This window comes from Helicobacter cetorum MIT 00-7128, assembly GCF_000259255.1.
In the GTDB taxonomy this organism is placed as follows: domain Bacteria; phylum Campylobacterota; class Campylobacteria; order Campylobacterales; family Helicobacteraceae; genus Helicobacter; species Helicobacter cetorum_B.
In genome coordinates this window covers 1,917,634-1,932,803 of the sequence record NC_017737.1, presented here as the reverse complement: position 1 = coordinate 1,932,803, position 15,170 = coordinate 1,917,634, and the positions used below count along the sequence as shown (strand labels likewise).

Below are 15,170 nucleotides of genomic sequence, written 5' to 3'. Positions count from 1 at the left end.
TTACAAAAAAATTGCATGAATTAATCATTTTTAGAAACAAAAAGTCTTATAATATACATTGCTTTATCAAAATTACTAAGAATTTAGGAGTATGCATGCAAGAGAGCACGCCTTTAAGCTATGATTATTCCATAAGTAAGTTATTTCTCTATGCGATGATTGCTTTTGGGATAGTGGGAATGTTGATAGGAATTGTTCTAGCTTTTGAGCTGTCTTTTCCGGGGCTTAACTATATTGCTGGGGAATATGGTTTGTTTGGTCGTTTGCGTCCTTTGCACACTAATGCTGTGATTTATGGTTTCACGCTTGGTGGTATTTGGGCGAGCTGGTATTATATCGGTCAAAGGGTGCTTAAAATCACTTATCATCAGCATCCATTTTTAAAATTCATAGGATTATTACATTTTTGGCTATGGATTGTATTGCTAGTTTTAGCAGTTATTAGTCTTTTTGCCGGTGTTAATCAAACCAAAGAATATGCAGAACTTATGTGGCCTTTGGACATTTTAGTAGTCATTGTTTGGGTGCTATGGGGGATTAGCATGTTTGGGAGTATGGGGGTAAGAAGAGAGAATACTATTTATGTATCCTTATGGTATTACATTGCTACTTATGTAGGCATTGCTGTGATGTATATTTTCAATAATCTTTCTATTCCTACTTATTTTGTGGCTGATGTGGGAAGTATTTGGCATTCTATCTCTATGTATTCAGGCAGTAATGATGCGCTTGTGCAATGGTGGTGGGGACATAATGCAGTAGCCTTTGTTTTTACTAGCGGATTGATTGGCACTATTTATTATTTCTTGCCCAAAGAGAGTGGTCAGCCTATTTTCTCTTATAAACTCACTTTATTTTCCTTTTGGAGCTTGATGTTTGTTTATATTTGGGCAGGCGGACACCACTTGATTTATTCTACCGTTCCTGATTGGGTGCAAACTCTCTCTAGTGTATTTTCAGTGGTATTGATTTTGCCTTCTTGGGGAACAGCCATTAATATGCTATTAACCATGCGTGGTCAATGGCATCAATTAAAAGAAAGCCCTTTAATTAAATTCTTAGTGCTTGCATCAACATTCTATATGCTTTCTACTTTAGAGGGGTCTATCCAAGCTATTAAGAGCGTGAATGCTTTAGCACACTTTACCGATTGGATTGTAGGGCATGTGCATGATGGTGTGCTTGGTTGGGTAGGATTCACCCTAATTGCAAGTATGTATCATATGGTGCCTAGAATGTTTAAAAGAGAGATTTATTCAGCAAAACTTATGGATTTCCAATTTTGGATTATGACTTTAGGGATTGTGCTTTATTTCTCTTCTATGTGGATTGCAGGAATCACGCAAGGTATGATGTGGAGAGATGTGGATCAATATGGAAATCTCACTTATCAATTCATTGATACCGTTAGAGTTTTGATTCCTTATTATAATATTAGGGGCGTTGGAGGCATTATGTATTTGATTGGATTTATTATCTTTGCTTACAATGTATTTATGACCATTACAGCGGGCAGAAAATTAGAGCGTGAGCCTAATTATGCTACACCTATGGCTAAGTAAGGAGGTTAGAGATGTTTAGCTTTTTAGAAAAGAACCCATTCTTCTTTACTTTGGCGTTTTTGTTTGTGTTTTCTATTGCTGGATTAGTTGAGATTTTGCCTAACTTCTTTAAATCGGCTCGCCCCATTGAGGGCTTACGCCCTTATAGCGTTTTAGAGATAGCTGGAAGACAAATCTATATGAAAGAGGGTTGTTATAATTGCCATTCGCAACTTATTCGCCCTTTCCAAGCTGAAGTAGATAGATATGGTGCGTATAGCTTGAGCGGAGAATATGCCTATGATAGACCTTTCTTATGGGGTTCAAAAAGAATTGGCCCTGATTTGCATAGGGTAGGGGATTATCGCACAACTGATTGGCATGAAAAGCATATGCTTGACCCACAAAGCGTTGTGCCTCATAGCATTATGCCGGCTTATCAACATCTATTTAAGAAAAAAAGTGATTTTGAGACCGCCTATGCTGATGCTTTAACCCAAAAGAAAGTCTTTGGCGTGCCTTATGATGCAGAAAATGGTGTCAAATTAGGCACTTTAGAAGAGGCTAAAAAAGCGTATTTAGAAGAGGCTAAGAAAATTACAGAAGACATGAAAGATAAGCGGGTATTAGAGGCAATTTCAAAGGGCGAAGTGCCAGAGATTGTAGCCTTGATTGCTTATTTGAATAGTTTGGGTAATGCTAGAATTACCACAAAGAAATAGGGGGTTAAGAATGGATTTAGAGAGTGTGAGAGCTTTTGCTTATGTGTTTTTTACCATTCTTTTCACGCTTTTTCTTTATGCTTACATTATTAACATGTATAGACAACAAAGAAAGGGTGTAGTGGATTATGAGCGCTATGGGTATTTAGTGCTTAATGATACCTTAGAAGATGAATTGATTGAACCACGCCATAAGAGCGTAGTAACAAAGGAAAGCTAAGATGGAATTTTTAAGCGATAATATCAATGTTTTTGGCTTAGTTGCCGCCCTTGTGATTTTGGTGCTAACTATTTATGAATCAAGCTCACTCATTAAAGAAATGCGTGATAGTAAGTCTCAAGGTGAGCTTATGGATAATGGGCATTTATTTGATGGAATAGGGGAGTTTGCTAACAACATTCCTGTAGGTTGGGTAGTAAGCTTTATGTGTGTGATTGTATATGCTTTTTGGTATTTCTTTTTTGGGTATCCGCTCAATAGCTTTTCTCAAATTGGGCAATATAATGAAGAAGTCAAGCAATACAACAAAAAGTTTGAAGAAAAATGGAAAAACTTGGGTCAAAAAGAGCTTGTAGATATGGGTCAAGGAATCTTCTTGGTGCATTGTTCGCAATGTCATGGTGTAACAGCTGAAGGCTTACATAATAGCGCTCAAAACTTGGTGCATTGGGGCAAGGAAGAGGGCATTATGGATACGATTAAGCATGGTTCTAAAGGCATGGACTATTTAGCTGGGGAAATGCCAGCTATGGATATGGACGAAAAAGATGCTAAAGCCATTGCAAGTTATGTTATGGCTGAAATTTCTAGCGTCAAAAAGACTAAAAACCCTCAACTTATTGATAAGGGCAAGGAATTATTTGAGAGTGCAGGCTGTGCGGGTTGTCATGGAAGTGATGGCAAGGGATTACAAGATAATCAAGTTTTTGCGGCTAACTTGACTACTTATGGCGCAGAGGGCTTTTTAAGAAATGTTCTAACACATGGCAAGAGAGGCAATATTGGGCATATGCCGTCGTTTAAATATAAGAATTTCAATGATTTGCAAGTTAAGGCATTAGCTGAATTTATCAAATCATTGCAACCTTTAGAAGATTAAGAAAAAGGGTTAAAAATGAAGTTTTTGAATGGATTATTAGGAAATTTGATTTTAGTAGCAGTGCTTTTGTGTATAGTGGCATTTTTTGCTTGCAAGGCAATCCAAGTTCAAAAAGAGCAGGCTACAAACTTTTATCGCTATAAAGATGCGAATGCTTTAGAGATGAAAAGCTCTAAAAATTACGAGAACTATGAGCTAGTGAAGTAAGGAGATACTATGAAATTTACTGCTTTAGAAAAGTTATTAGCTTTAATGATAGTTGCAACAATTGCAATGACAATCGTTATTTCTTTTGTGCCTAATTTATTCTTATTCAGCCTTTGATAAGACAGCTTTTTAAAAGGTTTTTTAAACCACTAAGCATGCTTTTTGGCATGCTATTTTTGGCTAACTATGCTAGTGCAAGCCAGGCTATAGGAACATCTTATATCTTCAATAACTCCAAAGGGCGTTTAGTAGAAAAAAGCGCTCAACTCATAGAGGCTATTTCTAGTGAGCTCTATGCTAAAACGGGGGTTTCTTTTGTTATAGATATGACTGATTTTAAAGAAAATCCTATAAATCTTAGCGCTAAAAGTGAGCGTCAAGCTTACCAACAAGCTTTTTTAAACAAACTTAAGCCCCCTTATGTAGCATTATTTTTCTACCACGATGCAAAGAAAATAGAGCTAGTAGCTAAGCCTAAAGATTTGCTTGATACTGAAAAAATCTTTTTTGAAAAAATAGTGCCACTACTACCTACCAATGCTAAAGAATACACTAGCTCTAGGATTTCAGCCATGTTGTTGAATGGCTATTCAGTTGCAATAGATAATTTGGCTGAAAAATATCATGTTAAAATAGCCGATAATTTTAGCGCTGATACGGGAGCGACCTTTTCTAAGGTTGCAATATATATATTATTACTCACACTTCTTGGCGTATTTTTTGGTATTTATTTCTTCAAAAAATCATAATTTAGGATAAGATAATGGATAAACAGAGTAAGAATTTTTGGCCTTTAGGGATTTTGAGTGTGTTAATTGGGGGCATGGGGATTGTAGTTGCATTAGTGGTTTTTGCGCTTAAAAATTCTCCTAAGAATGATATGGTTTATTTTGCTAACCATAATGATGTGGATTTGAGTTTCAACCATATGCTTAAAGCTTATAAGCAATTCCAAAAGGATTATCGCCTTTTAGTGGAGATGAGTCCCATTGACTCGCTCGCTAAAACGCCCATTTTTCCCTACTATTCTTTAGGCACACATGGGAATAAAAAAACTCAAGAAAAGCTTTTAGCGGATTCTTTGGAGCTTAAGACTAATAATACCTTGTATTTAAAATTAGAAAAGCAAGGTCAAAATACCCCATTGATAAAAACCGAAGTTTATTTAATGCCTTATCCAAGCAAAGAGCCCCCCCGCTTACTAGGGGAATTTTATTGTGATGGCATATGCGAGCCTCTGAGCTTTGATTTGCAAGATGATGAGCAAAAAGGACGCTATAAATTACTCTTCAAACTCACTTGGCAACACCCAGAAGATGAATCGCTAGTCTTAGAGCAACGAGCGTATTATCGGTAGGTTAAAATTCCTTTAATTGCTCTTAGATTTAGATTAAACTCCTCTAAGGCATTATCTAGGTTATCTTTAAGGATAGGCTATGAGAGCTATTCTTTAAAATAATCTCTATGTTCTATAAACGATAAAATATATTTTTTATTATTTAAATTTCTTCATAACTTCCCATTGACATACAAAAAAAAAAAAACGATAAAATCCGCAAAACAATTATTTGGTATTAAGGAGTTTTTGTATGTTTTTACATTTTTTAAATCAAGAACAGCAGGGAGTGTTGCTCTATTTGACTAAGGAAGTCATGCATAGTGATGGGAGAGACCACGAACTGCAACTAGCACAAATTGAGATTTTAAGCAAGCAATGTGAAAATGGTGTTGAAGAAAGAAAAATCAGCCTAGAAGAACTAAGCCCTATTTTTACAGAAAATAAAGCTAAGCATAGCTTACTTTTAGAGCTAATTGGTGTTGCCCTAGCTGATAGCAGATGGCATGAAAATGAAAAAGCTCTCATTGAAAAATACGCACACAAAATGGGTGTGAGCGAGCAAAAAGTAGAAGAGCTTAAAAATTGGGTTTTAAAACAAATGGAGCTTTATTCACAAGCTATCAGTCTTTTGGATTAATGCTACTTATGGGGTATTTAGGACAAATTAAAAATATTAAGCGAAAAATAATCAGTAAGGAGAATACAACATGTTACCACTTGCTTTAGGTGGGATTGCAGCGGTGATTGGAGTTGGAGCTAGAAAAGCTTATGATGGGTATGAGGATAGAAAAACAGCAGAAAATATTCAAAAACAAGCGCAAAGATATTATGAATGTAGAAAACTATGGCAAAACGACACACAAAAAATCACTAATGAGAGCCTAGAAAATTTAGGAAGGAGCTATTTAGAAGTCGGCAAAATTTTGAATGAGTTTGACACTCTAGCACAAAAGCTTATTAAAAAATTTAATGCCCATAAACAAAGGGGAGGTTTAGATTTTAAAACTTCTATCCCACAAGCTAAGCTTACTAGCATGCGTGATTTTAGTTACACAGCCGTTGGGGTGCTAGGCATATTAGCAGGTTCTTCTGCTGTTGGTGCAGCTGCCGCATTTGCTACTTATGGAGGGGTTATGGCATTAGGTGCGGCTAGCACAGGCACAGCGATTGCGTCTTTAAATGGAGTGGCAGCTACCAATGCGACTTTAGCAGCACTTGGTGGGGGGAGTTTGGCAGCTGGAGGCTTTGGTATAGCGGGTGGCACAGCTGTATTAGGGGGTGTAGTGGCAGCTCCTATCATTGCTATTGCAGGTTTTGCATACGCTAGTCATGGGGCAGAATGCCTTAAAAAGGCAAGAGAATATGACAGAGAAGTAGATAGAGCATGCAATAAAATGCTAAAAAGTATAAAGAGACTAGAAGAAATCAGTGCTTATGCTATAGAGCTACATAAAGGGGTGCAAGGCGTTATGAGTGTGTTTTGCACCTATTATTTTAATATTCTTAGAGCTATGCATCAATTTTTAAAAAATGGAGGCGATGTTAATCAAATCCATACTATGGAGTTCCTTGCTAAAGATAGTGATAGTTTAGAAACAGCTCAAAATTATGTTTTGGGTTGCGTGGATAATGGCTATAAACTTGCATCTATTATCACAGATATGGTAACAACCCCTATTTTTAAATACAAAGAAGATGACAAAATCAATTTAGATAGTTATAGTAGGGTTATTGCAATAGATAAAGATTATCAACCAGAAATACAAACAGATGAAGTGGGCAATGTGCTTAATATCAAAGGCATAGAAAATGCAAAGAATGTTTTTGAAGATATTGCGGTGAGTGCAAAACAGCAAAAATTGAGTGACTTTATTAGTAGTAAATTTTAAAGCAGTATAGGGGGATACATGTATTATGAAAGCTTAGAAGAACTAAAAGAACGCTTTAATAAAAGAGAAACGCTTTTTAATCAATATGTAGAAGATGCAAAAACGGCTTTTAGTGATGAAGAAGTAGAAAAATTATTTAATAAGGCATTTGAAGTTTTTGATGATTTAGGAAGTTTAGTGGATAAGTTAAATGAATTAGACAATTCTTTTGAATGGACAAAAAGATATATGGCATGTTCTTCAAAACTTGTTGAACTAAGCTCTATTAGTATGGAGCGATCTTTTGATAGTCCAGCAACAAGTTTTTTTAAAACGCTTAAAAGAAATATTTGGGGGTAAAGTGTATTTTGTATGTTTGAAAAATCCAAACATACAAGAAGCAATAGTTTTAACAAATCAAAGGAGAGATTATGCAAATAATCCATAGTAATGTTTTAGAAGTTTTAGAACAAGAAGTGATTAAGGCATTAAGCACAAGTTTTGGCTTAGATTTTTTATTATTCAAAGATAAAAAAGGGGGCGATGTCAATACCATTCATAATGTCCGACAAGGGGTTTATGCAAGTGATATGGAAAAACAAAGATACGAAAATCGTGGGGAATATAATAGCCATGATTACCATAGCCACCAAAATTATATCAATAAAGGGCGTGAAGCTAAAGAGCAGTTTTTGCAAGGTAATCTTAATGATGTTTATAGAGATAAAAACTTCAAATCAAACGAACAAAGGAATTTAGACCATATTATCTCAGCTAAAGAAGTGCATGATGACCCAGGCAGAGTGCTTGCTGAAATTGAGGGGGCAGACTTAGCTAATAAAGATAGCAATTTTGCTTTCACACATGAAAGCATTAATAAATCTAAAAAGGCTATGACCACGCAAGATTTTATAGACAAATTGCCTAGCATGATTGAAAATAGAGAGAAAGATATAAACAAACTTGAAATAAAGCTTCAAAACACCACTTCTGATATTGAAAAACAAAAGTTGCAAGATAGCATTACAAAAAAGAAAGAAAATGTAAAAGCCCTTAAAAGCGTTGATAAAGAAAAAATGCTTGAAGCGGATAAAAAAGCCAGAGAAGTTACGAATGCAGAAATCAATTGGGAGTATTATACTAGCTCTAAATTTTTTAAGAATACCACTTTTTCAGTTGGAAAATCAGGTTTAGCTATGGGGGCTAGACAAGCTTTGGGATTAGTGTTAGCTGAAATATATTTTGAAATTAAAACTCAAATTCCTATCATTTATCATAGTGTCAAAGAAAACTTTAAACTAGGCGTATTCTTAGAAAAAATGACAGAAACCCTTAAAGGTATTTTTGAAAGAGTGAAAGAACGCTTTAAAGAGATATGGACTTCTTTTGGATACGGCTTTGTTACAGGAATATTTAGCTCACTTTCTACAACCTTAATCAATATCTTCACTACGACAGCTAAAAAAGCTATAAAAGGCATTAGAGAAATTTTTAATACCTTAGTTCAAGTAGTAAAAGCACTTTTTAAAGGGGCGAGTTTTAAGGAAATTATCAAACTCATTTTAGCGTGTGGGGCAACTCTAATTGGCACAATTATTTATTCAGCTTGCGTGAATTTATTCACCTTTCCTTTTGGGACAGAATGTGCGGCTTTTGTGAGTGCGTTAGCTACAGGACTTATTTCTGTCGGATTATGCTACTTGGTAGATAACTGGGGCAGTCTTTTAAAAAATAAGTTTGATTTAGCCTTAGAGCATATGCAAGAGATGAATGCCAAGTTGGATAGGTATTTATTAGAATTAGCTCGTATTGAATTTAATATTAATCCTAGCGAAGTTCAAATGTTAGCTAGTAGCCTAAATTTAGCAAATAATGAAGTTGAACGAGGAGCTATTTTAGATAATGAGGTGCAAAAAAGGGGTATTAAATTGCCTTATGAAAGTGGCAATACTGAAAGCATAAAATCCTTTTTAAGTAACTTGTATCAAAAATAAGAGAGTGTAGTGTGCTATGCTATTTGACTTATTCAATTTATTTTCAAAAACAACTATATTTACTAAACCACCCCTTACAACCCAACCGCCATATATCCCAAGACCCACTACAACTTTTGAAAAAGTTGTAGAAATTGCAGGAAAGGGCTTACAAGCATATTGTGAGCGTAACAATGCACGCCAAAGGGTAGTGCCAAAGGTAGGTTCTATTGTATTGCATGATTTGTTTTTTGATTTTGCGGAGCATTCAGGCGTATATCTAGGCGATAATAAAATCGCTCATTTAACTAGGGAAAATAATAAGGCGTTGCTTAAGATTGTTAGCCCCAAAGACTTTGTTAAAGGGTTTATGAAAACAAGTAGCGATATTCTTATGTTATGTTATGAATATGATGAAATTTTAAAGCCCTTACATTCTCAAAAAATCGCAGATAACGCACTCTACTTTGTAGAGCGTTACAAGGGTATTGCTTTAGATTATGCGATAATGAGAGATGAATTTAATACGCATAATTGCCATGCTTTTAGTGCGAGTTGTATATTGGGTAAAGATTTAAACCAGCATCAAATATGGTCGTTAGAAGGAGTGCGTGATGTTTTAAGAGACAAGTTTAATATTGCTCAAAATGATTTTTTAGAATGTGCAAAATGGGACTATGAATAACTCTAAACTTTATCCCCCCTTTGCTTGCGACAAATGTGGAAAATGCTGTGAGCATGTGCATTTAAGCGAACTTACTAAAGAATTAGATAGGGGCGATGGGGTGTGTAAGCACTATGATAGCGAGACCAAACTTTGTGCCATTTATGAAACTCGCCCCTTAATTTGTCAAGTAGAGAGTATGTATCGCTTGTATTACTCTAAGGAGTATTCTTGGCAAGAATTTTGTGCGTTGAATTTAAAGGTTTGTAAAGAGTTAAAAAAATAAAAATTAGTGTTTGTTGTGTTAGGATAATTAAAAGTCTTTAAGGAATAAACATGAAACTTCATAAGCGTGTTTTGAGATTACACCATTTTAGGAATTTGGGTAAGGACTTGCCTACAGAATTACTCTTAAATGCAGATTTTGCAAATACAGATTTTGATGGGATTAAGCATGGGGGGTTAGTGATTTTAGTGGGGGAAAATAATGTGGGTAAAAGCAATGTGCTAGAAGGGTTGAAAGCTTTCAATGATGAGACTAATTTTCTATGTGCTATAGAAGATTATGAAAAACAAGCCAAAGAAAGAGCTACGCTAAGTCTTATCAGCACAATTGAAAATAACCAACAACTTGAAACGCTTTCTTGGGTAGAACTCAAAGAAAATAAATCAAATAAGCAAGCATTTGAAATGAGTTTTTATCCGTTTGAAAATCATATGAAAATGCTAACCGCACAATGCACACGCTCTGACGACAATGCTAGTTACTCACGGATTTCTTGGTTTGATAATCATTTTATACAATCTATTAGAGAAGCCCTAGAAACATTATTGCCTTGTGCTGATGATAGTCTAAGCCATAGTAAATATTGCAAAGAGCTTGAAAGCTCTTGGAATAACTTTTCCAATCAATACACAAAAGCATTAAGATTAAACGAGATTCGTCTCGGAAAATACATAACGCCAATAGAACGCAAAAAAGATAAAAGAAAGGCAAAAGCAGCGTATGAGAATCTTAAAAAAGCCCTTTTATCACACATTTGCTTGACTTTCAAGGAATATAGCTTGTCAAAGTTGATAGAATGTTTTGATGAAACTAAAGTTTGTGAAACATTAGAAAAGATGAGAAAAAAATCTGAGGAACAAATCAATAAAATAGCAATATTGCAACAACAATTCTACGCTTCTAGTCCAAAAAACTTAAAAGCAAATCCCACGCAAAAGGCGATTCTAGCTAACCACTTACCCCAAATTATTAATTGCGAAAATCCTTTTGAGCTTAAAGACGAAAATTTGCGCTTGGATATAAGAAAAGAGACGCTTCGTAATGGGATATGGGAGACTATGTGTTTTGAATGGTACAAGACAGCACCGATATTTACCAATACAATTATCAATATGAAAAATAATAATAACTTTAGCAATTATGACTTTAAGATTGATAAGGAAGAGCGAAAATTACAAATTGATGGAGATTGGCCATTCTTTATAGAATTAAAAAATGAAATTACAGAAAATGCGATGGATATACTAAGAAAAAGTAATTCATCATGTATTTTAGAAAAGTCTAAAGGTAAGACTCAAGGCTTAGAATATGTGTTGCAAATGTCTTCAAAAATAGATGAAAAATATAACGCTACTTTTACATTCTATGATTTAGAAGACAACTTTTTGTTTGATAAAAAAACGAACCTTTTAGACGAACTAGAAAAAGAATTAAAGAGAATGGGCGAAAAAATCAGCAAAGAATTTAATGAAAGCTATTGTATTAACCCTAATGATGAACACAGATATATTTTTGAATTCCGTTTGAAAAAACAGCATTTTTTACATATAAGAATTAAAAGAGACAACGAGTATTTAGAGCTTGTTAAACAAAGCACAGGGTTTCAATGGTTTTTTAACTTGTTTTTTAATTTTTTATACCCCTATAGATACCACAAAAAGGGAATAAATAGGGAGCTTGGAAAAAATAGCTCCTATCGTAATTATAATAGTATTGTGGTTATGGATGAACCAGCCACTCATCTAAGCGTGCCAGCTAGACAAGAATTTATAGAGCGTTTGAGACGATATAGCAAAAAATGGGGCATTACCTTTGTTCTAGCTACTCATGACCCCTTTTTAGTAGATACTGACCATTTAGATGAAATAAGAATTGTAGAAAGGCAAGCAAACGGCTCGGTAATTTATAATGAATTTAACTATTCTCTAAACAATGCGAGTAATGACTCCGATGCCTTAGACAAAATCAAACGCTCTTTAGGGGTAGAGCAACATATCTTTCATAACCCTAGAAAACATAGAATTATCTTTGTGGAAGGGATTACGGATTATTGTTATTTAAGTGCCTTTAAATTATATTTCAATGAGCGTTACCCACAATACAAGGATAATCCTATTCCTTTCACTTTCTTGCCGATTTCTGGACTTAAAAATAATGCGAAAAATATGGAAACAACTATTGATAAGCTTTGTGAATTAGATAATAACCCTATTGTCTTAATAGATGATGACAGAAAAGATGAAGAAGATGATAAGCCTAGTGAACAATTTAAAAAGACTAATGAGAAAATGGGTAGTCCTATCAAAATTTTACAGCTCTCACAATGCGATGAAAATTTCAAACAAATTGAAGATTTATTTAGTGATGAAGACCAACAAAAATATTCATTAAAAGACAAAGACATGGCATTAGCAATAGCCTTTAAAAATGAGCTTTATATAGTAAGCCACAAGCTCAATAACAAACATTATCAATACCCACTTAACAACCAAGATGTTGTAAGCAAACAAGCAGAAATCAATTTTCTATATTTGTTTGAATGGATAGCATGCAATTTAAGCTCAGTCAAAAACTAATTATGATTAAAAGCACTTAGAATTGATAGGTGGAATTTGACTATAATACGCTCAAAGATTATTTGTTGAAAGGATTTTAATGTTAAAAAAAATGTGTTTGAGTTTGCTAACTATAAGTGGAATTTGTTCTCAATTGGGGGCAAAGGACTTGAATTTCAAACTAGATTATCATGCGACTGGGGGCAAGCTCGTAGGAAAAATGACAGATTCTAGTCTTTTGAGTATCACTTCTTTAAATGATGAACCTGTTGTAATCAAAAATCTTATTGTTAATAGGGGAAATTCATGCAAAGCCACTAAAAAAGTTGAGCCAAAGCTAGGCGATAAATTCAAGAAAGAAAAGCTTTTTAATCATAAAATAAAATATTCCCAACAGATTTTTTATCGCTTAGATTGTAAGCCTACGCAATTATTGGAAGTTAAAATCATTACGGACAAGGGGGAGTATTACCACAAGTTTAGCAAGTAAAATTCAAGGTGATTTTTTAAAGGGGTTAGTCAAACACCCTTTTAAAAATCGCATTGATATTCTTAGTGTAGTAGCTATAATCAAAACACGCTTTAATCTCGCTTTCACTCAAATATTTTTTCAAGCGTTCATCATTTAATAAGGCGTTTAAAAACAAGTTTTCATCAGTGTTTTTTGAAGTGCCTTGCTGTAAATTTTCCCATACTTTCATCGCATTTTCTTGCACGATTGTATAGCTTTCTTCTCTGCTCAAACCTTTTTTGGGTAGTTCTAAAAGCACTCGTTGTGAAAAAACTAGCCCCCCACTTAACGCTAAATTTTTAAGCATATTTTTTGGATAAACGACCAAGTTTTCAATAACACTACTCAAGCGACTAAGCATAAAATCGCTTGTGATAAACATATCTGGTAAAGCAAATCTCTCCACTGAGCTATGGCTAATATCTCTTTCATGCCAAAGGGCGACATTTTCTAGCATAGGGGTAGTAAAAGAGCGAATTACCCTACAAAGCCCTGTGATATTCTCGCTTAGCACCGGATTTCTTTTATGGGGCATGGCGGAGCTTCCTTTTTGCCCTGTTGAAAAATATTCTTCAGCTTCTTGCACTTCGCTTCGTTGTAAGTGGCGGATATTCACAGCGATTTTTTCACAACTGCTCGCTAAAAGGGCTAAATCACACGCTAATCTAGCGTAGCGGTCTCTTTGAATCACTTGGTTGCTAATGTTTGCTACTTTTAAACCTAAAGATTCACAAGTTAACTCTTCTAATTCTAAGGGAGCGTGAGCAAAATTCCCCATAGCCCCACTAATGGCTCCCACACTAATAAACTCCATAGTCAAATCTAGGGCTTTTAAATGGCGTTTGATTTCGTCAGCCCAAAGAGCTAAAACTAAGCCAAAAGTAATGGGTTCGCCAAAAATCCCATGACTTCTGCCTACCATTAGAGTGTCTTTATGCTCTAAGGCTTTATTTTTAAGCGTTTCATAAAGATTTTTAACGCCTTGTTGGATGAGCTTTAAACTTTTTGTCATCAATAATGCCATAGCCGTATCAATACAATCACTAGAAGTGATACCATAATGAAAAAATCGTGATTCTATTCCCAAACTCTCACTCACACAAGTAGTGAAAGCGATTAAATCATGCTTAGTGATTTTTTCAATTTCTTTAATGCGCTCTAAATCAAACTTCGCATTTTTACAGATTTTTTCACAATCTTCATCGCTAATTTGCCCAAGTTTATTCCACGCTCTAACCACAGCCTTTTCTACTTCTAAATAGGCTTCAAATTTGCTCTGCTCGCTCCATAGGGCTTTCATTTCTTCTCGTGCGTAGCGTTCTAGCATTAATAATCCTTAAAAAATCAAAATGGAATTTATGTTACTTAAAAGGGGATTAAAAAGTCAAGTGGTAAAAAATAATCAAAGCACTTTAAAAAGTGCCTTGCTAAAAAAAGAATAAATTAGAGTTATACTCCAGCCTCTTCTCTGCGTTGTAAATACTCCCAACGCTCATTCACATCTTTTTGCAATTCTTCAATGATATGCTCGTTTTCTTTTTTGAAAAGGTGTTTGAAACGCTTTTGGGCACCCAAATAGTCTCTCACAGAGATGATGTTTCTTGGGCGATAAGTAATTTTCAACTCTCTGCCATTAAAGATTTCAAATAAAGGAAACATCAAGCTATCTACTGCCATATCCGCTAATTCAATGGTTTGATTGGATTCAAACTTCCACTCAGTTGTGCAAGGACTAAGGGCGTTGATAAAGCAAGGCCCTTCAGTGTCTAATGCAGTCTTAATCTTTTTATTCATATCTTTCCACTTATTAGGTGAAAGTTGCGCCACATAAGGAATCCCATGGCTTGCCATAATAGTTACGATGTCTTTTTTCTTTTCTTTTTTACCAAAGCTTACTGAACCACCCGGAGTAGTAGAAGTGCTAGCCCCTAAGGGTGTAGAAGAACTTCTTTGACCACCGGTATTTGCGTAGTTTTCATTATCTAAGCAAATATAGGTCATATCATGCCCTCTTTCCATACAGCCACTGATAAATTGAAAACCAATATCATAGCTAGAGCCATCGCCCCCAAAAGCTACAAACTTAGGTCTTTGACCCTTGTATTTGCCTTTGTTGGCTAGGGCTTTATACATAGATTCTACGCCTGCAATGGCAGTTGAACCATTTTCAAAACCAATATGAATCCAAGGCACATCCCATGAAGTGTGTGGATATACAGCAGTGCATACTTCCAAACAACCTGTAGAGTTACCTAGAACGATAGGCCCATCTACGGCGTTTAGAACTTCACGCACAATAATACCATGCCCACAACCCGGACATAGTAGATGAGCGCCTTCAAATTTTTCAGCGCTTTGGCTAAAACCTTTAAGTGTTTTTACTTCTTTTACCATAATATTTCCT

The 15,170-nt window shown here is 35.0% G+C and carries 17 protein-coding genes; 15 read left to right on the top strand and 2 right to left on the bottom strand.

What is annotated here, in order from left to right; all coding sequences use genetic code 11:
* Positions 1 to 95: 95 nt before the first annotated feature.
* The 15 genes from ccoN to HCW_RS08780 all read left to right on the top strand — a co-directional run bounded on the left by ccoN (position 96) and on the right by HCW_RS08780 (position 12,745).
* Complete coding sequence (gene ccoN / locus HCW_RS08850) at positions 96 to 1,562, top strand: cytochrome-c oxidase, cbb3-type subunit I (RefSeq protein ID WP_014661868.1); 1,467 nt, start codon at positions 96 to 98, stop codon at positions 1,560 to 1,562.
* An 11-nt stretch (positions 1,563 to 1,573) separates the two neighbouring features.
* Positions 1,574 to 2,263, top strand: coding sequence for a cytochrome-c oxidase, cbb3-type subunit II (ccoO, locus tag HCW_RS08845; RefSeq protein ID WP_014661867.1), 690 nt, complete (start codon positions 1,574 to 1,576; stop codon positions 2,261 to 2,263).
* A gap of 10 nt (positions 2,264 to 2,273) precedes the next feature.
* Positions 2,274 to 2,483, top strand: coding sequence for a cytochrome c oxidase, cbb3-type, CcoQ subunit (locus HCW_RS08840; RefSeq protein ID WP_014661866.1), 210 nt, complete (start codon positions 2,274 to 2,276; stop codon positions 2,481 to 2,483).
* 1 nt (position 2,484) lies between these two features.
* On the top strand, positions 2,485 to 3,363 hold the full coding sequence (gene ccoP / locus HCW_RS08835; protein WP_014661865.1) for a cytochrome-c oxidase, cbb3-type subunit III: 879 nt from the start codon (positions 2,485 to 2,487) through the stop codon (positions 3,361 to 3,363).
* Positions 3,364 to 3,378: 15 nt separating this feature from the next.
* Positions 3,379 to 3,570: a DUF4006 family protein gene (locus HCW_RS08830; RefSeq protein ID WP_014661864.1), complete on the top strand. Its 192-nt coding sequence runs from the start codon at positions 3,379 to 3,381 to the stop codon at positions 3,568 to 3,570.
* Between the two features lie 167 nt (positions 3,571 to 3,737).
* Positions 3,738 to 4,319: a hypothetical protein gene (locus HCW_RS08825; protein ID WP_155802269.1), complete on the top strand. Its 582-nt coding sequence runs from the start codon at positions 3,738 to 3,740 to the stop codon at positions 4,317 to 4,319.
* A 14-nt stretch (positions 4,320 to 4,333) separates the two neighbouring features.
* Positions 4,334 to 4,927 (top strand): hypothetical protein, encoded by a 594-nt coding sequence (locus tag HCW_RS08820; protein ID WP_014661861.1) that lies wholly within the window; start codon positions 4,334 to 4,336, stop codon positions 4,925 to 4,927.
* A 232-nt stretch (positions 4,928 to 5,159) separates the two neighbouring features.
* Positions 5,160 to 5,546: a TerB family tellurite resistance protein gene (locus HCW_RS08815; protein WP_014661860.1), complete on the top strand. Its 387-nt coding sequence runs from the start codon at positions 5,160 to 5,162 to the stop codon at positions 5,544 to 5,546.
* A 70-nt stretch (positions 5,547 to 5,616) separates the two neighbouring features.
* Complete coding sequence (locus tag HCW_RS08810; protein WP_014661859.1) at positions 5,617 to 6,798, top strand: hypothetical protein; 1,182 nt, start codon at positions 5,617 to 5,619, stop codon at positions 6,796 to 6,798.
* Positions 6,799 to 6,816: 18 nt separating this feature from the next.
* Positions 6,817 to 7,137, top strand: a complete 321-nt coding sequence (locus HCW_RS08805; RefSeq protein WP_014661858.1) for a hypothetical protein — start codon at positions 6,817 to 6,819, stop codon at positions 7,135 to 7,137.
* Positions 7,138 to 7,208: 71 nt separating this feature from the next.
* Positions 7,209 to 8,771, top strand: a complete 1,563-nt coding sequence (locus tag HCW_RS08800) for a hypothetical protein (RefSeq protein WP_014661857.1) — start codon at positions 7,209 to 7,211, stop codon at positions 8,769 to 8,771.
* Positions 8,772 to 8,787: 16 nt separating this feature from the next.
* Complete coding sequence (locus HCW_RS09180; protein ID WP_014661856.1) at positions 8,788 to 9,435, top strand: hypothetical protein; 648 nt, start codon at positions 8,788 to 8,790, stop codon at positions 9,433 to 9,435.
* Positions 9,428 to 9,700, top strand: a complete 273-nt coding sequence (locus HCW_RS08790; RefSeq protein ID WP_014661855.1) for a YkgJ family cysteine cluster protein — start codon at positions 9,428 to 9,430, stop codon at positions 9,698 to 9,700. The genes HCW_RS09180 and HCW_RS08790 overlap by 8 nt, the downstream gene beginning before the upstream one ends.
* Before the next feature lie 50 nt (positions 9,701 to 9,750).
* A complete protein-coding gene (locus HCW_RS08785) occupies positions 9,751 to 12,276 on the top strand; it encodes an AAA family ATPase (RefSeq protein WP_014661854.1) in 2,526 nt (841 codons plus the stop codon).
* A 79-nt stretch (positions 12,277 to 12,355) separates the two neighbouring features.
* Entirely contained in the window at positions 12,356 to 12,745 is a 390-nt protein-coding gene (locus tag HCW_RS08780; protein WP_014661853.1) for a hypothetical protein, read from the top strand.
* Between the two features lie 25 nt (positions 12,746 to 12,770).
* Here the strand turns inward: HCW_RS08780 and purB are convergent, their stop codons facing one another.
* Entirely contained in the window at positions 12,771 to 14,093 is a 1,323-nt protein-coding gene (gene purB, locus HCW_RS08775; RefSeq protein WP_014661852.1) for an adenylosuccinate lyase, read from the bottom strand.
* 122 nt (positions 14,094 to 14,215) lie between these two features.
* Complete coding sequence (locus HCW_RS08770) at positions 14,216 to 15,160, bottom strand: thiamine pyrophosphate-dependent enzyme (RefSeq protein WP_014661851.1); 945 nt, start codon at positions 15,158 to 15,160, stop codon at positions 14,216 to 14,218.
* Between the last annotated feature and the right edge of the window lie 10 nt (positions 15,161 to 15,170).